General features: G+C 62.2%; 18 protein-coding genes and 1 pseudogene. 8 read left to right on the top strand and 11 right to left on the bottom strand.

Features of this window, described 5'->3' with window-relative positions:
- The 5 genes from G481_RS0117835 to G481_RS26090 form a co-directional block, all read left to right on the top strand.
- Positions 1–297, top strand: a 297-nt coding sequence (locus G481_RS0117835) for a transposase (RefSeq protein ID WP_028031208.1), incomplete at its 5' end; no start/stop codon positions are given.
- 106 nt (positions 298–403) lie between these two features.
- Positions 404–1,204, top strand: coding sequence for a type II secretion system protein GspD (locus G481_RS24470; RefSeq protein ID WP_051294641.1), 801 nt, complete (start codon positions 404–406; stop codon positions 1,202–1,204).
- A gap of 8 nt (positions 1,205–1,212) precedes the next feature.
- Positions 1,213–2,415, top strand: coding sequence for a type II secretion system F family protein (locus tag G481_RS0117825; RefSeq protein WP_028031207.1), 1,203 nt, complete (start codon positions 1,213–1,215; stop codon positions 2,413–2,415).
- A 1-nt stretch (position 2,416) separates the two neighbouring features.
- Entirely contained in the window at positions 2,417–2,803 is a 387-nt protein-coding gene (locus G481_RS0117820) for a type II secretion system protein (RefSeq protein ID WP_028031206.1), read from the top strand.
- A gap of 32 nt (positions 2,804–2,835) precedes the next feature.
- Positions 2,836–3,435: a hypothetical protein gene (locus tag G481_RS26090; RefSeq protein WP_154664673.1), complete on the top strand. Its 600-nt coding sequence runs from the start codon at positions 2,836–2,838 to the stop codon at positions 3,433–3,435.
- On the opposite strand, the gene gspG is transcribed toward G481_RS26090, so the two are convergent.
- Positions 3,378–3,812: a type II secretion system major pseudopilin GspG gene (gene gspG / locus G481_RS0117815; RefSeq protein WP_028031205.1), complete on the bottom strand. Its 435-nt coding sequence runs from the start codon at positions 3,810–3,812 to the stop codon at positions 3,378–3,380. The genes G481_RS26090 and gspG overlap by 58 nt on opposite strands.
- 7 nt (positions 3,813–3,819) lie before the next feature.
- Positions 3,820–4,329 carry a prepilin peptidase gene (locus G481_RS25675; protein ID WP_161630544.1) on the bottom strand — a complete coding sequence of 170 codons (510 nt, stop codon included), beginning with the start codon at positions 4,327–4,329 and terminating at the stop codon, positions 3,820–3,822.
- A 60-nt stretch (positions 4,330–4,389) separates the two neighbouring features.
- Between G481_RS25675 and G481_RS26085 the strand changes: the two genes are divergently transcribed.
- On the top strand, positions 4,390–5,001 hold the full coding sequence (locus G481_RS26085; RefSeq protein ID WP_154664672.1) for a hypothetical protein: 612 nt from the start codon (positions 4,390–4,392) through the stop codon (positions 4,999–5,001).
- 45 nt (positions 5,002–5,046) lie between these two features.
- Here G481_RS26085 and G481_RS25670 read toward each other — a convergent pair whose 3' ends face one another.
- Positions 5,047–5,304, bottom strand: a complete 258-nt coding sequence (locus tag G481_RS25670; protein WP_425402480.1) for a DNA cytosine methyltransferase — start codon at positions 5,302–5,304, stop codon at positions 5,047–5,049.
- Between the two features lie 142 nt (positions 5,305–5,446).
- Between G481_RS25670 and G481_RS26915 the strand changes: the two genes are divergently transcribed.
- Positions 5,447–7,162 (top strand): IS5 family transposase, encoded by a 1,716-nt coding sequence (locus G481_RS26915; RefSeq protein ID WP_281171656.1) that lies wholly within the window; start codon positions 5,447–5,449, stop codon positions 7,160–7,162.
- Positions 7,163–7,307: 145 nt separating this feature from the next.
- Positions 7,308–7,445 carry a hypothetical protein gene (locus G481_RS26080; RefSeq protein ID WP_154664671.1) on the top strand — a complete coding sequence of 46 codons (138 nt, stop codon included), beginning with the start codon at positions 7,308–7,310 and terminating at the stop codon, positions 7,443–7,445.
- A 538-nt stretch (positions 7,446–7,983) separates the two neighbouring features.
- Here the strand turns inward: G481_RS26080 and G481_RS25665 are convergent.
- The 8 genes and pseudogenes from G481_RS25665 to G481_RS0117760 all read right to left on the bottom strand — a co-directional run.
- Entirely contained in the window at positions 7,984–9,675 is a 1,692-nt protein-coding gene (locus G481_RS25665) for a putative dsRNA-binding protein (RefSeq protein WP_084451093.1), read from the bottom strand.
- A gap of 93 nt (positions 9,676–9,768) precedes the next feature.
- Entirely contained in the window at positions 9,769–10,068 is a 300-nt protein-coding gene (locus tag G481_RS0117790; RefSeq protein ID WP_028031203.1) for a hypothetical protein, read from the bottom strand.
- Between the two features lie 23 nt (positions 10,069–10,091).
- Entirely contained in the window at positions 10,092–10,730 is a 639-nt protein-coding gene (locus tag G481_RS0117785; RefSeq protein WP_051294639.1) for a peptidoglycan recognition protein family protein, read from the bottom strand.
- A 69-nt stretch (positions 10,731–10,799) separates the two neighbouring features.
- A complete protein-coding gene (locus tag G481_RS26420) occupies positions 10,800–10,946 on the bottom strand; it encodes a hypothetical protein (RefSeq protein WP_169728723.1) in 147 nt (48 codons plus the stop codon).
- 17 nt (positions 10,947–10,963) lie between these two features.
- The gene (locus G481_RS0117775; RefSeq protein ID WP_028031201.1) at positions 10,964–12,847 is read right to left on the bottom strand and encodes a DUF2793 domain-containing protein; all 1,884 of its coding nucleotides are present in this window, start codon (positions 12,845–12,847) and stop codon (positions 10,964–10,966) included.
- Between the two features lie 12 nt (positions 12,848–12,859).
- Positions 12,860–16,831, bottom strand: a pseudogene (locus G481_RS24455) (baseplate multidomain protein megatron).
- 5 nt (positions 16,832–16,836) lie between these two features.
- Entirely contained in the window at positions 16,837–17,280 is a 444-nt protein-coding gene (locus tag G481_RS0117765; RefSeq protein WP_028031200.1) for an NlpC/P60 family protein, read from the bottom strand.
- A partial coding sequence (locus G481_RS0117760; protein ID WP_245595001.1) for a phage BR0599 family protein occupies positions 17,273–17,710 on the bottom strand: 438 nt, incomplete at its 5' end. The genes G481_RS0117765 and G481_RS0117760, both read right to left, overlap by 8 nt.

The following is a 17,710-nucleotide window of genomic DNA, read 5'->3' as shown; positions in this document are numbered from 1 at the left end:
GGGAAGTACCCCTCCATCGCCCCGGCCTGGCGCCGCGCCTGGGCCGAGGTGATCCCGTTCTATGCCTTCACCGCCGCGATCCGGAAGATCATCTATACCACCAACGCCGTGGAGTCGCTGAACCGAGTGCTGCGGAAGACGCTGAAGACCAAGGGCTCCTTCCCGACCGAGGAGGCCGCAACCAAGCTGATCTTCCTCGCCATCCGCAACTTCGAAAAGGGTGGCCGCGCGGTCCGGGAATGGGTTGCGGCCCGCAATCAGCTGGCCATAATGTTCGCCGGGCGCTTCGACGCCTGAACGTATCTGAAAACCGCATGGGCCAGATCAGATACACAGAATTTCAGACACTCCCCAGGTCGCGGCGCTTCTGCGATCGCTCGACAGCGCGGCTCGGCAGGTCCTGTTGGAAGCGACGCTTGCCGAAGTGACATTGAACGATGAGGTTTCGGTCGGTACTCGCTGGTTCTTCGAGCGCGGAAACTGGAATCTCAAGTTTTCCGATCTGGCCACGGGTGCGGTTGCTGGAACCAATCCTGGCTTCACGGCGGTGTTTGGCTCGAACGACCTGAACCTTGCGCTCTCGGCGCTTTCGGGCGTCACCGATGTGAAGGTGATTTCCGCGCCGACACTGATGGTCCTCGACAACAAGGAAGGCATTCTGCAGATTGGTGACCAGGTGCCTGTTGCACTGCAGACCTCGACATCGGGCGAGACGGTGAATGCGCCCGTTTTGACGCAGATCGACTATCGCGACACGGGGATCATTCTGCGGGTCAAACCAAGGATTGGCAATGGCGGACGCGTTCTGCTTGATATCAGCCAGGAGGTGAGCGACGTTGCGCGGAACCGCACCTCGGGCATCGACAGCCCGACCATCCGGCAGCGAAAGGTGCAGACCAGTGTTTCTCTCGGCGATGGCCAGACACTTGCTCTCGGCGGCCTGGTCCAGGAGCAGGATAGTGTAAGTCGCAGCGAAGTTCCGGGCCTTGGACGCATTCCTGTCGTAGGGAATTTGTTCAGGAACAAGAGCAGCATGAAGGGCCGCACGGAACTCCTTATCCTCATCCGGCCGAGAGTGGTCCGCAACGAGGCGGAGGCTGCAGAGGCAACACAATACTGGCGGGGTAGATTGGCCAAGTCGAACGGAATGCTGCAGACCGGGTTGGGGTCGGGGCATCACGCGCTGCAGGACTTCATACGGTAGCCGACGAGATGCCGCGCTTCCGATACACGGCCTTCTCGACGGATGGACAGCGCGAAACCGGCTACCTTGAGGCTGAATCCGATCTCGCCGCGTTCTCGAAGCTGGCCGATTTGGGGTTGACCGTCACCGAACTTGTTCCCGATGGCGGTGGCGCGGTGCGTCAGGGCACGATAGGCGGCAAGCCGCTCGGGCCGGGAGTCCAGGCGGAACTCGCGGAGCAACTGGCGGTGTTGCTGGGTGCCGGGCTTCCGGCGCCGCGGGTCGCAGAGATCGTTGCACGCACTGCCTCCGCGCCCATGCTTCGACGGCATTTCAGCCGGGTCGTGCAATTGATGTCCGACGGCAAGGGCTTTGCGGAAAGCATGGAGCAGGCATCTGGCAGGCTTTCCCCCTTGTTTGCGGTTCTGTCTTCCGTGGGCGAGGATGCGGGGGCGGCGGGCGCGCAATTCCCGCTGCTGGCCAAGGTTCTACGGCGGCAGGACCGGATCCGGTCCCAGATAACCACTGCCCTGATCTATCCCGCGATCCTTCTGCTGGGGGGAGCGGGGATGGTTCTGTTTATGGCCGTGTTTCTGGCGCCTCGGCTGGATGCCATTTTCTCGTCTGCAGGACGTGAGCCCCCGGCGGCGCTTGCGGCGTTCTCGGCTTTGGGCATGATGTTGGCGAGCGGCATCCTGCCCGCTGCCGGAGCCGCTGTCTTGATTGCGGTGGCGGCATTCTCGCGCCTGCGGGGGTTCGGGGTTGTGCTGAGGCGTCTCCAACTCTGGCTACCCGTGATAGGGCCGATCACCAAGGATGTTGCAATGTCCCATATGATGAGGTCCCTGCAACTTATGCTGAATGCAGGTGTTCCGCTTTCCGTTGCGCTGTCACGCACGGCAGGAAGCTTCTCGGATGCGCCCTATGCCCCTGTTTTTGAATCTGCTTCCGCAATGATCGAGGCCGGAGGCCGGGCATATGATGTGTTCGGGCAGGAGCGCACCATTTCTCCCCTGGTGCAGGAACTCTTCACGATCGGCGAGGAAACCAACACGCTGGGCCGCATTCTCGGGATCGTCGCGGAAACGCTCGACCAAGGTGTCGAACGTCGGCTGCAACGTGCGATGGCCATGCTGACTCCGGTGCTGACGCTGGTGGTCGGAGGCGGGATTGCCCTTGTCGTCGCGTCGGTCATGAGTGCCATCCTGTCCATCAACGATCTGGCATTCTGACATGCCCTGGCCGCGTGGATCAGAAGCGGGCATCACGCTCATCGAGGCTCTGGTTGCCTTCGCTTTGCTCACCCTTGTCATGACCATGGCTTTTCCGGTGCTGACACGCGGTTCGGTGGGATCGGCCAAGCGGCTCGACCGCCTGCATGCCTCCGAGTTCGCCATGTCTCTTATGGAAGAATACCGGGTGCGCGGAGAGGCCGTTCCATTATCCGGCACGGACATCTCCGGGTGGTCGTGGACGATTTCTGAAACCGTCGTGCACCCGGACGGTCCGACAAGCCTCGATGGGCTGATGGTTCTTGTGGAAGTAAAGTTAGCTGTCTGGCATCCGGAACGACCAGAAAGCCAACAGATTTTCCATACACTTGCGGCACGATCCCGATGACCGGAAGGCGTCGCGCGAATACAGGCTTGTCCATGCTGGAGACCATGATCGCCCTTCTGATCATGGCGATGATGGGATTGATGCTCTCCTCCGGGCTGGGGACGGCCATCCGATCATTTGGGCGCGACGCGGACCTGCAGACGGAGATCCGACAGGCGATTGCGCGCAGAGATGCCCGGGGCTGGTTGGAGAATGTCCTGGCAGATGCAGCACCGGATGACGTGCGACCCCTATTCGAGGGCGCGCCGGATCGACTCGCATTCCTGGCGGTGCTGCCGACGTCCCGGTTCTGGCCAGGCGAGGCCGCTCAGGTCGAGATTTCTGCCAATGGTATGCTGACTGTGAGCGGTCGCTATTCCAAGAATGGCGAAACCTCCCGGACCTCGAGCAACCTGGCGCCGGAGCGGATCCGGCTTTCGCTACAGTATTGGGGCAGCCCGGCGCATGGTCAGGAGGCGGCATGGCAGGATCGCTGGTCTGCAAGCCAAGGCTTGCCCGATCTTGTTCAAATCAGATTCCATGGGGCAGGAGTGAGGCTCCCGCCACTGACCGTCCGCCCTCGGAAAGCGGAGCTTCAAAGCGAGATGTCCCGATCTTCGCTGCTGCCGCCGGCGCGGCCATCCCGGCCATAGGTCGTGATCTCGAACGCTTTCTCGCCTGCCGGCGCCCGATAGATATATGGTCTCTGCCACGGATCCTGTAGCGTCTCCGGCCTGTCGACATACGGACCTTGCCAGTTGGAAGCACCTGCCGGGGCGGCCAGAAGTGCATTCAGCCCTTCAGCTTCACTCGGCACCCGGCCCGTGTCGAGGTAGAAAAGCTGGATTGCGGAACGAATGTTTTCCATCTGGATTTGAGCCGCTCGGGATTTTGCGCGTCCGAAGCTCTCCATCAGGCGGGGCGTCGCCAGGCCTGCGATCAGCGCGATGATCGCCAGAACGACCATGACTTCCAGAAGGGACAGACCCGACGTCGGATTGCGTTTATCGCGGGCGTTGCGGGCCTTCATGTCGCACCTATGAAAACAATACGGTCAGGAACAAGGCATAGGCCAGGAACGGGCCGAACGGAATTCCGGATTTCGATTTGTCCGAGGAAAGCAGGCTTGCGGCAATCCCCCCTGTACAGGCGAGCAACATGAACACCCACATACCGCCCAGCCCGACAAGCAGGACCGAAGCGGCGATCAGCTTGACGTCGCCGAGCCCAAGTGCCTCTTTCCCCTTGTATCTCCAGAAGATCTCGCCCGCAGCGCCTAGAATCGCCAAGGCGCCGACAGCGCCCAGGATATCGCACAAAAATGACGGGTCCTCTTTCAGGATTGCGCGCAACAAGCCGACGATGGCGACGGCCAGTGTCGCGGGATCAGGAATGACATGGCGCTGCAGATCTGTCAGGCTCAACCAGACGAGTGCGGGCAGGAGCGCGACCGAGACCACAAGTATGTCCTTGGGGAGAGGAAGCCCGGCCAGAAGCGTAAATGCGTATACTGCGGTGAGAGCGACGGGCAGATGGAGAGATTTCACCGCGGATCGTCCCGAATGGGGGTGCGGAGGGGGCAGCGTGACACAAGGCGTGGCTTCGTCTTGCTGGCAACGCTTTTTGCTCTGATCTTGTTCATGGGGTTGGTTCTCGGCCTGCAGTCCAGAAGCTTCAATACGCAACGCGTTCTGGGCCGTCTTGCACTGGATGCACGCTTATCGTTCGAGCGCGATGCGGTGCATGAACGCCTGAGGGGGATCGTCGCGGATGCGATGACCGCCGACCATCCTGCAGTCGATCGACCATCAATGGATGGCACCCCCTTTTTGATTGCGCAAGGTGATCGGGTATGGTCGGTTCGACTGCAGGATGTGGAAGCGCTGCCCGATCTCTACCACAGTCCTGTCGAGGTTCTGCGAGTTGCGCTTTCCGATGCCGAAGGAATTGCGCGGCGACGTCAAGCTCTCCTTGCGAGGTTTCCTTCGGGTACACGATACCCTCGAATCGAAATGATGGCTGCACAGCTGGGCCTGGATAACGATGCCCTACCGTTGCTGACCCAATCCGGCACGTCGGGGAGGTTGCGCGGGGAAAATGCGCCAAAGGAAATCGTGGCTGCTGTAGGGCGCCTTCCTCCACATCTTCGCCTCTCCGGAGAAACCGGAAGGCTGCGAGTGACCCTCGAACTTTGTGACCAAACACAGTGCAGACCATAGCTGCCTCGCTCAAGGTTAGCGGATAGATGTGCCGACGCAAGAAAGTCAACGAATTTTCTTATGCATGTGAATGCCCTGTTGTCGGGTTGGTCGGAGCGCGGAGAACTGGTGTTGCTCGACTTTCTCGATCCGACCGCCAATCCATTCCATCACGTTTACCGCCATGGAGTTGCCCGGTGCCTTGTAGCGCGGACTGTCCGGGGCGCCGTTCTGGCTCCGCCACGGGATCTGGGTGTAGTCGTCGGGGAGGCCTTGCAGCCGTTCGGACTCGGCCGGCGTCAGGTGACGGACGGCCGACGGCAGAGCGATGGTTGGCTGACGGAGTAATCGGGATTGAACAACTTATACCACATTGATTTTGCGTGATTAGGGCGACCTTTGTGTCGCCGTCGTGTGCAAGGTTTTCTATGATTTCTATGGAAACCCTGCAGATTTGGAAGCCGCGATGAAGCACCGCCCGCGTCCCGAGGAACAAGACGATCTCCTGCGCCGCCGTCTGGTCGACTTGATCGATATGCGTCCCGAGCTGGTGAAGCTTGCGGAGTTAATCGACTGGGAGTTCTTCGAGACCGAGTGGGCCGGGTTCTTCCCATCCTCGAAGGGCCGGCCGGCAACATCACCGCGTCTGGTGGCGGGCCACATGTATCTCCAGCACGCCTATCGGCTGTCCGACGAGGCGGTGATCGCCAGCTGGGTGGACTCCCCGTATTTCCAGCACTTCATCGGTGAGACGTTCTTCCAGCACCGCCCACCGATCGATCCTTCGTCACTGGTGCGGTGGCGCAAGCGGATCGGTGAAGACGGGGTGGAGTGGTTGCTGACGAAGACGATCGAAGCGGGGCGAAAGTCCGGCGCGGTCAACGACGGCAGCCTGTCCCGTGTCGCGGTCGATACCACGGTGATGGAAAAGAACATCGCCCATCCGACGGACGCCCGGCTCTACGAGAAAGCCCGCCGCCGGCTGGTTGCTCTGGCGGTGGAGGCCTGGATCGAGCTGCGGCAGACCTACAACCGGCTCGCGCCGCCGCTGGCCGCTCATGTGGGGCGCTACGCCCATGCCCGACAGTTTCGACGCATGCGCAAGACCCTGGGAAAACTGAAAGGTTACATGGGCAGAGTGATGCGCGACCTGCGCCGGCACCTCGACGAGATCCCCGAGGGTGCCTTGCGCGCGCGCGTTCTCGACGCGCTGGCTCTGGTCAGCCGGCTGTTGCATCAGGGGCCGAAGAGCCGGGGCAAGATCTATGCCCTGCACGAGCCGGAGGTGGACTGCATCTCGAAGGGTAAGGCACGTGTCCGCTACGAGTTCGGCACCAAGGTCAGCCTCGCCACCACCATCGACGAGGGCTTCGTCGTCGGCACACGTGCTTTCCCTGGCAACCCATACGACGGACACACGCTGGCCGAGGCCTTGGAGCAAGTCGAGGTCCTGACCGAGCAGAAGCCTTCGCTCGCCGTTGTCGACCGCGGCTGCCGCGGACAGTCGAGGGGCAGCTTTGGGAAATTCTGCGGCGCAGCGACGTGCGACACCATCAGGCAGCTACGGGCCGGACGACCTGCGTTTCATCGTGGTGGGCCAGCTGGCCGAGTTGACGCCGACGCCACAAACGGCCTGATGCTCTCATGCTGGATTGTCAGCAGTAAGCTCTGCGTCGAGCTTCAGGGCGTACAGAAATTCGGCAAGGCCCGCTCGGGCAACATCACCCCGGACAGGGACAGGGCAATGATCGCAGTCGGCCCCGCAGTGTTGTCGCCCTCGAGCTTCGTCGGCAAGCGGATTTCCGCCCGAGGCACAAGGCCGGATCCCTCTGCCAAGGTCTCGGAGCGGCTATGTCAAGAAGTGCATGGCCCTGCGAAATCAGAGTGTTGCGCTGGTTCGGTTCAGGCCAAATCCTGCCCCCGCAACCAGTTTTATACAACCTTCTCAAGACGTTACGAGCCGCCCTCCGGGGCGGCTTTTTGCGTTCTCCCACACGGGTCAACAATAGGTCAACAAACGGGCCAAAACTACGTGCAAGATCAGGGGGATAGTAGGCCCGCAGGATCAGAAACGCGCGAAAACTGCAACGGAGCGCGTTCAATCGGGACGGAGGCTGATCTGCAACTGGGCCAGCGCCTGCGGCGCGATCTCGTCCCGCACCGGATCGAGCAAAGCGTGTAGATCGTCCTGCCACGGTTGACCGACTGCCAGCCGATACAGCACCACGGTTCCATGGCGGCCGAGGTGCCCAAGAAGCTCCTTTGGACGATAAGTTGGCAAAGGGTGAGAAGATCGAAAATCGTCTAGATGTAGCAAGGAACTCTTCGTGACCTTCGATCAAGGATGTCCTGAGCCTACAAGCTTCTTCAACGTCGAACCGTTTCCGTCCAAGAACACAGAAAAATCCTTGGCACTGCTGCAAACTGCTGGGATTACGTTGCTCAACGAAGAAATCGATACATAAACTCGCACAATACTTTTCTGGCTCGCAGAGTCGTCCAACTTATCACCAACAACGCGCCCGGCCCAGTTTGGGTGAACGGTCTCACACAAGATATTGTAGATCATCTCGATCCCGACCACTCGTGTTTCGAGCGCCCTGATACCATTCAGCACATGTGGCGTTGAGACAGAATAGTCCTTTCCGAATTCCATTGAAGCAAACATGAAATTTCGTACCACTGACACAGTCGAGGGACCGTCCCCACGAGTAACCGCACTTTGAAGTTTTCGAAAGAACTCTAATAGCATACCAGCTGTCTCAATGCTTCCTCTTGCACACATGGATGCCGCGATTGGCCGTTCGCTCACAATAAGGAAGATTGAATCGTCGCTTAACTGCAAAACTCTGTTTAGCACACCCAGGGTGTAGTGGCGTACTGCGCCGTCTATGGTTTCGGGACGTTTACACTGGCTTTCCCAAACCCTGCAAAACTCGCTCATTGAAGAACACTGTTCCCGAAGCGACAGTGTCAGTTGATCGACCATGCTCGGATTAAGTGTCACTGATCCACCTCTGATTTCAACGATAACTTCCGGAGTTCTCTAAGAAGCCCATACGCTGCGACGTTTCGTGCCCAGTTGACACGACTGCCAATCCCTCTTGCAGAATGCCCGCCCCAACTAACAACCGATGAGTGCGTTGGGTCATGTGGCATTGAGCGATCAATTACATCTGAATACTCTGGAATCGATCTATCTGCAGCTTGAGTATATTCCTGAAGTGCCAAAATATATGAAAAATTCGGATTGTACTGTTCGAGCTCCATTATCCATGCAGGTTTGTCGACGACTTGTACAAGTGAACCTAGTTCATTACTTTTCGCAATATATCTTCTTAGTCCAACGAGAAACTCGTTGGGGTTATTCAGATAGATCGCATACATGATTGCCTGTACCGTATCGCGCAGTCTTGCCGTTCCATGATCAGGGCGCTGGTTGAAGACTCCGACCTGTGACTGGTTGACAGCTAGCTGTCCGGCAAGAGTATCTAAGAGCGTCGGATGAAACTTACCCGCTCCTTCGTTGTGGAAGAACTCCCGCACAACAAATTCAATGAGTTTACTTCCCATAAAGGCGAGCGTCTCGTTGGTGCGGAAATTCCTGTACTCTCCCTTTGCAAGATCGGGTGACAGTAGTGCTTCGAAGAGCTTAAGCTTATCGACCTCTAAAGAGAGTAAAGTCTGTATTCTGTCAGCTAATGCTGAAATGCCGCCTGGTACGGTCGATGCGCGCTCTTTCCTGAATTCCCTGCCTTGCTCAGCTTTCTTCGCAAGAAAGTTTGAGAAGGTTCTTCGCGTTTGCGCACCATTCCGAAGCTTGGTGACTGCCAATTCAGCCGCGCGAAGAGCGGCGCCCTTCTTCGAGTGGTGAACAGCTTCTACGAGTCCGATAGAAGGGACGCGGACGCTGGCAGTAAAAATCGGCTCATGGTCAGGAGCGCTCGGATCGCTTCGATACAGATAGGTTGGAGCAGTTGCTCCAGTGAATTGAATGTACTCTTGAAGGAGGGTCTTGGGATCGCCTTCAAGAATGGGTTGGCGAAATTCTCTAAACAGTGTCATTGGATCAATTGTACTGCTTACGAATTTCTCAGCGTCATCATAGCCGTTTGAAATGAATATCTGGTTCACCAGATTAAAATAGGCCTCCGTTATCGCCCTCGAGTTCGCGACTGCGTTTTCCTCTCCGACTGGTAGGTTCCAGCCCTTCTTAAGCCAAAATTCGTTCACAAACAAAGATTGGCCAAGGAAACTGAGGGCCCGACTAGTTGACGCAACGCCAAGCTCTTCCAAGAGGCCGCTCTTGTACATTATGTTCACTATGCAAAGATTGAAAAGTGATAGCCCAGTGAACTTTGAGTAGTTAGGTTTCTCTTTGCGCCGCTTAACAACTCCATCTAGCAGGTCATTGATATCGCCTACGAAGGAGGGATGTATCAGTGGAAGGCAATATTCAGGTTTGATATTGATTCCCAGCTGAGATGATTGGAGCTTGACAAGAAAGTCACGCAGCGTGTTTCGTTGAGTCTCGAGAAGCTGGTTCTGTGCGTTCGCCTTGTCGATCTCTTGGTGCAATACAGCCAGATTGCGAGCGTAGAGCTCCTCCATCTCCTTCGTTAGCAGCGCGAGCGCTTCCGTTAAACCTAACTGCGTTGTGGCACTTAGTAATTTTCCGATCTGATCGTGCTGCATTGTGCGTGAGATTTCTATCAGGTTCTGGTCACTAAGTCGCCGTTTGCACTGGAGGGCAGCAGCTCAGATCGCTTGTGCTGAGGTGGGATTGTTTCAGTTGCGGGAAGTTAAGTCGTGCGAAGCCGCCTTGTCTACGGTCCTTAGACTTTCGTTTCTCACAGACTTCCACTTTCTTTCCCTCACTACATACCCCGCTACGAAGTTCACCGCCCCCTGTGCCAGCGCGAGGCCACCCGCGACAAGTGACGCTCCCACCTCCCCGCCACAGGCCTCGGACAGCCCCGGCAGCCAAGGCGCGATGATCGAGGCGACGATCGGGCCGAGAAGGCTCGTCCAGCCGACAGCGGCGATCTTGCGGGTCGGGCGAAGGCTGGGTTGATTGATCAGGTTCATGATGGTCTCTCCTTTGGTGCGTCTCAGGCCTGGTTGATCCAGGTGCGCACGACGAAGCCCGGGCAGGCTTTGGCGGCGTGGTCGTTGTGACCGGTGATGCGGGTGATGGCGGTCTCGCCACAGATGGCGTCGATCAGGCCGCGCAAGGCCCGATCCTGGGCGGCCGTGAAATTCCGATCAAAGGGATCGGTTGCGGATGAACCCGCGCCGCCGATCAGGCAGATATGGATCACGCCGCGGTTCTGGCCTTCGACCCCGGCGCCGATTTCGGTTTCGGCCCGGCCGGGCAGGATCGCACCGTCGCGATCGATCAGATGGTGGTAGCCGATCTTGCGCCAGCCGCGTTCTTCGCGGTGCCAGCGGTCGATCTCCTTGCGCTTGGCGGTGAGGGGCTGGCCCCGCATCCAATCGGGGTGGGTGGCTGCGCAATGGATGACGATCTCGTCCACGGGGTAGCGGGCGCTGCCCTGGAAGATCGTCGGCCCGACGGCCGCCGCGACCGTCGGAGGCTTCAGGTTGCGGATCGCGCCGCCCTCGGCCGCAACGGCTTTCAGCGCCGCATCGGTTCGCGGGCCGAAGAGGCCGTCGATCGCGCCGGTGTAGTAGCCGAGGCGCGCAAGGGCCATCTGCAGGGCCTTCAGGGCATCGATCTGGTCGGTCATGAGTGTGGTCCTTTCGGGCAAAGAAAAACCCCGCCGAAGGGGCGGGGCGCGGGGCGGTTTGGGCAGGGGTCAACCGGCAGCGGGTGGGTCCGGCGGCGGGCTGTGCACCTCCCGGGCGGCGGCCAGTTCGGCGGCAAGAAGGGCGCAACGTTCGGAGAGGATCGCGATCTGCTGGCGTAGTTCGGCGACGTAGGCGGATGAGGCGGCAGGTGACATTGAGGCTCCTTTTGGGGTCAGAAGTCGGTTTCAAGGTAGAGGCCGGTGCATTCGAACGCGACCGCGGCGGCGGTGGCGCCGTTGTTCAGGAAGAGGCGTGGGGCAAGGAAAGTCGCCGCCTGGGGCAGGTCGGTCGTCACTTCCTGTTCGAAGACGGCACCGGTCAGTTCGTTCACCGCGCGGAGCCAGATCGATGTGCCCGCCGCCGGGCACCAGATCGTCAGGGTCAGCAGCCCGGCGGTCGCGATCGGAAACCCGGCACCGAGATCCACGAGGGTCGGCGCGCCGGTTGCGTCATTGCTCACCAGCTGCCAGTTCGTGTGCGTGCCGCGCTGGAAGCCGAGGCCGATGGCTTCGACGAGCGCGGAGAGGGTTGTGGTCACGGCAAGGGCCGCGACCGAGGACAACAGCCCGAAGAAGCCCATTCCGGTTGTCTGAAGGGTTGTCAGGCTAATCCGTGCTACGAGGGTGAAGCCGCCGAGACCTGCGGCATTACCCCGCCAACAGGCGGTGACGGCCGAGCGCTGATCGCAAACGGAGTCGACGACCGCGGCCGAGGTCACGCGCCAACGCCGAGAACTCGCGAGAAGTGATCCGGACGCCAGGGCCGGGTGGCTGACGGTGCCGACGCTGGTCAAGGCGATGCCCTGGGCGGCGATCGTCGTGGCCGAGACCGGGGCCCAGGCCCCGATCCGGTTCAGACCCATGTGGGGTTGGAGTGGGAAGTCACGGCCTGACGGCCGGACGACTTCCAACCAAGGCGCTCCTGCCCGCTGGCGGCCGTAAAGGGCCAGCTTGCCCGCTGGGGGCGATGCGGGCACGGCGGAGAGCCCCGGGATCACGATCGGCGCCGGGAATTCCGCCCGCCCCGTGGCGCGATCGATCACAAAGGCATCGAAGAAGGTGGACCCATTGGGCGACACCTTCAGTGTCACGTCATCGGTGCCGAGAAGCCCAAACAGCGCCCGGGCCGAGAAGCCGGTCTTCAGGGCAAGGCTGGCGTCATTCCCGGCGGTGGCCTTGTTGATCGTCGCCTCATGCGATCCGCCCGCATTGTTCAAAAGCGTTGCGGCGGCGTTCACGCTGAGCCGGTTCGAAGCATCGGGCGATGCACCGCCGAGGCCCAAGCCCAAAGCGGTGACATTCGCCGCGCCCGCGCCGATCGCAGTGACGCTGGCTGCAAAGGTGACGGTGGGTGTGTTGATGATCGTGCTGCCCAGCGCCCCGGCGGTGATTGACCCAAGGTTGATCACCGTCGTCGACCCGGCCGCGCCGCCAGTGCCCAGGTTCACCGTCTTGGTGACCCCGGTCGTCGTGCCGCCGGTTCCGATCCCATAGGTGGCCGTCGTCGTCGCTGTGCCAATCGTGACCGCCGCATTCGAAAACGTCGTCGCGCCCGCGAAGGTCTGGGCGGCGTTGCCTAGATGGGCAAGGGTTGCAGACAAGTTCGGCAGGGTGAATGTGCGGGTCTGGCCCGTCGACAGGCCCGAAAGATCGAAGGCCGCGAGCCGCGTCGGATCGGCATCATCGGCCAGGCGGAAGAGGTTGTCGGGGAAGGGTAGTGCTGCCTGCCGCACCCATGCGCCGCCGAGAAAGGTCAGGGCGGCATCTGTCGCGCGATCCCAGACGTACCAGCCTTCGGCCGGGGAAAAAAAGGCCCAGGCTCCATCCTGCCAGGCGGCAATCGCGAAGGCTTGGCCAGCCCAGGCAGCCGTGGGGCTGGGACCCACGACATAGCGTGCGCCATCGACCGGCGATCCGGGTGGGGTGTTCAGGCCGGTGCTCTCGACGGCGGGTTGCACGAGGGCATCGAGGGCGCGGAAGACCTCGTTGACGGTGACGTGCTTCTGCGCCTGGTTTGCCTCGAGGAAGGTGAGGCGGATGTTCGGGGTGTCGGCCATGGGGCCTCCAGATCAAAGGGTGATGTCGAGGATCGCGCCGCGGCCCAGCGCGCCGACCTGCGCGATGCGCACCGCGAGTGCCCCGGAAACCGGGGCGCCGAAGTCGGCCGTTCGCATGGCGACCGTGTAGGTGAAGGCAGGCGTGGCAAGGCCGGAAACTGTCCGCACCAATGCCGCCCCGTTCAGGATATCGATCTCGTAGCCCTCGGCGGCCTCCCCCAGCGGCACCTCGGTCAGGGCCCAGTTGTCGCCCGCGAAGGCCCGGGTGCGGCGCGTCCAGCTGAGGGCGATATCGCCGCCCGGCAGGTTCACCCGCCGGGCGTGACAGGGCCGCCAGGGCCGCAAGCCTCGGGCTGTGGGCGCGAAACTGACGGCCAGGTTCGCCGGATCGCCCGCCGGTTTGCTCGAGGCCCCGATCCGCCAGTTCCAGGCCGCGCCATAGTCTGCACTGCCGATCGGCAGGGGTTTGACCCCGCCGTCCAGCACGACCACCCGCGCTCCGGCCGGGGCGGGGTTGGCGATGGCGTCCTCGGTGCCGAGAAGGCCACGCAGAAGCCGGGTCAGTCGCCAGCGCCCGGGGGATTGCAGGCTGGCGGTGGCGAAGCCGACGATCTCCCAAAGGTCTGGGGCGGTTTCGATCGCCAGCCAGTTCGTGCCGGAAAACACGGCCGTATCGCTGACGCTGGCAAACTGGCCCGCGATCATGTCGACCCAAAGCTCGTTGCTGCGGTCGAAGCGGTTGGTGGGCCCCGCGTAGAAGGGAAACGCCAAGGTGCCGAACCAGCCCGGCCGCGAAATCGTGGTCAGGACAGCGAACCCGTCCGTCGTGGCCGATCGCCAGACCGCGGCCGTGCCATACCATGGGGCAGCATGAGCTGCGGCATAAGGCTGCCAGTCCGGAAAATCCTCCGACAACTGCGGAAGGTTCATCAGCGCCACGAGGGGCGGGCCGTAGACCGCCTTCGCGCCGGAGGTCGCGCCCCGATCGCTGCCAGGCGCCAGATCTTAGATCGCGCGATCTGACCGGCGCGCCTCAACCCGTCGCCCAGCGCCGTCGGTGATTGAGGTCAGGGCGAATTCGATCAGGCGGTTGTCGTGGTCGAGCAGGATCACATCGGCCGGGTCCAGCGCCAGGCGCGACGGCGGCAAGGTGAAACTCGCCTTCTCGCGCCCGATCCATGCCTCGAAGAGGGCCCGGCGCACGCCGCGTTCGGCGGCACCGCTGGTCGAGGCAATCGGCAGTTGCTCGGCCGAAATCCGCGCCGTGTCGACAGTGATGCGCCGCGCTTCCACGGTAATTCCGGCGAACTCTTCATCCCGCGCCATCAGGCGCCATTTGAGGGCGAGGGGCAATTCGGTCTCTTGCGCCCGGGTCAGTTCCAGATCCTCGGCCTCGCGGCTGGCCGCCACGAGCGTGTCGAGAGTGATTGTGGCCACGGGCCGCTGCCCGCGCATGCGGAAGCGGATTTTGCCCTCGGCCTCGAAGGCGTCGAAGCCGAAAAGGCGGGCGAGGGTCTCGATGGAGGCGCGGGGGCTTTCGATCGCGTTGACCGCAAAGCCCGGCACGGACCCGGCCAGATCGGTGAAATCGAGGTCAGCTGCAGCAATCCCAGCGCGGGCGCAAAGCTCGGCGACGAGTTCGGCGAGGCCCGCGGCACCGGCGCGCCCCGTGAGCCAATGCCCCAGCCGCCAGTTCTCGGCATCGGACCAGACATCGCTGCGGGCCGGGAAGGCCGGGAAAGGGCGGGCATCCCATGTCCAAAACGCGATCTCGGCGGTCTCGATCATCCGGCCGGAGTAAAGGCTGGCGGCCAGGTTGTTGGCGGGGTTGGCCCAATAGCCGATCAAGGCTTCGGCATAGCGGCGCTGGATGAACTCGTCGGGCCAGCCGCGCGAGAAATGCGGCAACAAGGATTCCGAGGACTTCGGATCGACAAAGACGTTTGGCTGGTTCGTGCCGCGATCAACGCAAGGCGCACCGGCTTCCGTGAACCGGATCGGCTTAGACCCCGGCACCCAAGCGGTGGGCCCGCCGCTTTCCGCGCCACCGGGTCGGTTGATGTGTGGCTGGGCCCACCAGTTCCTCAGGTCCTTGGGGCGAAACACCCAGGGCTTTCCGGCCCCATCGGTGATCTGGGTGCGGATTTGCGCCAGGCGATCGGCCGACGAGGCGTAGAACCAGTCGTAACCTTCGCCGCCTTCGATATTGGCTTGCAGGTAGGCCGTCTTCTGTGGCCCCTGCCATCCGGCCACAGCGTCAAGGTGGTCGTCACCGTCTCTCCAGTCGGAGAGGGGCAGATAGTTATCGATGGCCACGAAGTCGATGTTGGAAGAGGCCCAGAGCGGGTCGAGGTGAAAGAACACATCGCCGCTCCCATCAGCAGGCTGATGGCCGAAGTATTCCGACCAGTCGGCGGCGTAGCTGACCTTGTTGGCAGGCCCGAGGATCGCGCTGACATCGGCCGCGAGTTGCACGAAGGCGGTGACGGCCGGATAGGTCGAAGCGCCGGAGCGGATCTGTGTCAGCCCCCGCATCTCGGTGCCGATCAGGAAAGCATCGACACCCCCGGCGGCGGCGCAGAGATGGGCATAGTGCAGGATCATGCGGCGCAGGCCCCAATCGCTGGGGCTGCCGGTGAAGCTGACGGTCGTGCCCGACACGGAAAACTGCCCCGGGGCGGCCGAGCCGAAGAAGGCTGCAACCTGTGTCCCCGCCGCGGTAGTCTTGTCGACCGTGCCCGCGAAGCCTGCTGCGGGGTTGCAGGTGATCCGGCCGCGCCAAGGATAGACCGGCTGGCCGGGCGCGGTGCCGTTCGGCGAGTATGGGTTCGGCAGCATATTGGTGGCGGGGATATCCATCAGGATGAAGGGGTAAAAGGTGACGCGCTTGCCACGGGCCTTCAGTTCTTGGATGGCCTGCACCACCGCCGCATCCGTGGGCGTGCCGCCGTAGGCCGGGCCGCCGTCGACGGTGGAGACGACATGTGCCGCGGCGCGGGTGACGCCGTTCACCTGCCAGATCATCGGTGTGGTGGTCTTGGTGCCGGATTCGACGCCCGGCTTGATCTGGCAGGACCCGGCGCGCAGGTCCGTGCCGAACCAGGACACGACCAGTGACACCGCTTCGCAGTTCGGCAAAGCGGCGTCCAAGCGATTGAGGGACGCGACGAGATCGGGCAAGCCTTCGACGCTGTTCTCGTTCTCCGGGGTGGAGGTGCCGTTGCCACCCGAAGAGCCCCAGAGACCCGGCGCAGCCGTGGTGCGGGTGACGGTCTCGGTCGCATAGACGAACTCGCCCGCCGAGGGGATCAGGTTCACGGCGCGGACAAGGCGTTCCATGGCGGCGGGATCGGGCGAGGGCCGGATCACCTCGAAGGAGAGCTGCGGCAGCCGGTTCCCGAAAGTCTCGAGCGCCAGATCCTCGAAGACGACATAGACCACGCCGCGGTAGGCTGGGGCCTGCCCAGCGCCCTCTTTGGCTTCGATGAACGGGTCGGGCATTTGTGCCTCAGTGCCGAGATGCACCCGGACAACTGCGCCAGGCACATCGAAGGGTTTGCCATCAGCCCAGATGCGGCAGACGCCACCGATCGGGCCCTCGCAAAGCGCCACGGCGAAGGAGGCGTAGTAGCGATAGCCTTCGGTCACGACTTTGGGCCCGCCGCCTTTGCCGCCGCCTTGGGTCTGGCGGAACTGCTCCTCGCGGAAATCGGTGGCCCAGATGATGTTCCCGCCAAGCCGCATCGTGCCGTAAAGCCGCGGGATCACGGCGCCCTCGGTGGCCGATGTCAGGCGCAGATCATCAAGCTTGGCGCCTTCGATCCGCTGGTCCGGCGCAAGCGAGCCGATGATCAGGCTGTCAATGACGGAGCCCGCGAAAGACCCGATGGCGCCGCCGATGGTGGCGGCGCTTAAACCGAGAAACGCACCACCGAAGGCGCTGCCGATTGCGGAACCGGCGGCGGCGAGGAGCATGGTTGCCATGGGGATCAGCCTGGAAAGAGGAAGGCCGCCACGGCGCGGCGGCGCCAGGGCAGGGTGAAAGGTTCGCGCGAAACACCGGTGGTCTCGCGGGCATGGATGAGTGCGGGGCCGGGAACGAGAATGCCGCAGTGCTTGGCCGGGCCGTTTGCCACCATGCGGAAGAGTATCAGCGCGCCGGGTTCGGCCGCGCCCATGGGGATCTCGATCAGGACGGCCCGGGCGGCCTCCCACATCACTTCGCGCCCGCTGCTCTCGCCCCAGTCGCGGGTGTAGGGTGGCGGGGCGACGGGTTCCGCCCCATGCAGATCGCGCCAGATGCCACGCGCGAGGCCAAGGCAATCGGTGCCAAGGCCGCGGGCGGAGGCCTGATGCAGGTAGGGCGTGCCGAGCCAGCGTTCCGCGATCGCCACCACAAGGGCAGGATCGGCCAGGGTGCGGGTCTCAGCCATCGGCAAGCGGGCGCAGGGGCGCGCCAGAGTTTGCGTCAGTCTCGTTCGGGTAACGCGTCACCAGATCGTCGCCGGGGATTGAAGGGAAGCCGCGGAAGTTCAGCGCATTGCCGAACCGGTCGCGGCAGGTGGCATGGCGTTTGTCGCAGCCTGCGGTGATGGCGAAGGCATCTCCCGCCGTAATCGGTCTCACCGGCGATTCCATCAGCGTAATCGTGGCCGTGCCACTGACGAGGGTATGGCTTGCCACTTCCGCCCGTCGCCCGGCATTGGCGCCGGAGGTCCATTCCAACACCCCGAAATCGAACCAGCCCGAGGCAAAGGCCCCGAGGCCAGGGAGTGTCTGAAATTCTGTGTATCTGATCTGGCCCATGCGGTTTTCAGATACGTTCAGGCGTCGAAGCGCCCGGCGAACATTATGGCCAGCTGA

Source organism: Gemmobacter nectariphilus DSM 15620, from assembly GCF_000429765.1.
Taxonomy (GTDB): domain Bacteria; phylum Pseudomonadota; class Alphaproteobacteria; order Rhodobacterales; family Rhodobacteraceae; genus Wagnerdoeblera; species Wagnerdoeblera nectariphila.
Note: the sequence above shows the minus strand (reverse complement) of the source record. Positions and strands in the feature narration are given on the sequence as shown.

Coding starts and splice junctions, on each gene's coding strand:
- G481_RS0117825 (WP_028031207.1), top strand. CDS start 1,213: ATGCCGCGCTTCCGATACACGGCCTTCTCGACGGATGGACAGCGCGAA.
- G481_RS0117820 (WP_028031206.1), top strand. CDS start 2,417: ATGCCCTGGCCGCGTGGATCAGAAGCGGGCATCACGCTCATCGAGGCT.
- G481_RS26090 (WP_154664673.1), top strand. CDS start 2,836: ATGCTGGAGACCATGATCGCCCTTCTGATCATGGCGATGATGGGATTG.
- gspG (WP_028031205.1), bottom strand. CDS start 3,812: ATGAAGGCCCGCAACGCCCGCGATAAACGCAATCCGACGTCGGGTCTG.
- G481_RS26915 (WP_281171656.1), top strand. CDS start 5,447: ATGAAGCACCGCCCGCGTCCCGAGGAACAAGACGATCTCCTGCGCCGC.
- G481_RS25665 (WP_084451093.1), bottom strand. CDS start 9,675: ATGCAGCACGATCAGATCGGAAAATTACTAAGTGCCACAACGCAGTTA.
- G481_RS0117790 (WP_028031203.1), bottom strand. CDS start 10,068: ATGAACCTGATCAATCAACCCAGCCTTCGCCCGACCCGCAAGATCGCC.
- G481_RS0117785 (WP_051294639.1), bottom strand. CDS start 10,730: ATGACCGACCAGATCGATGCCCTGAAGGCCCTGCAGATGGCCCTTGCG.
- G481_RS26420 (WP_169728723.1), bottom strand. CDS start 10,946: ATGTCACCTGCCGCCTCATCCGCCTACGTCGCCGAACTACGCCAGCAG.
- G481_RS0117775 (WP_028031201.1), bottom strand. CDS start 12,847: ATGGCCGACACCCCGAACATCCGCCTCACCTTCCTCGAGGCAAACCAG.
- G481_RS0117765 (WP_028031200.1), bottom strand. CDS start 17,280: ATGGCTGAGACCCGCACCCTGGCCGATCCTGCCCTTGTGGTGGCGATC.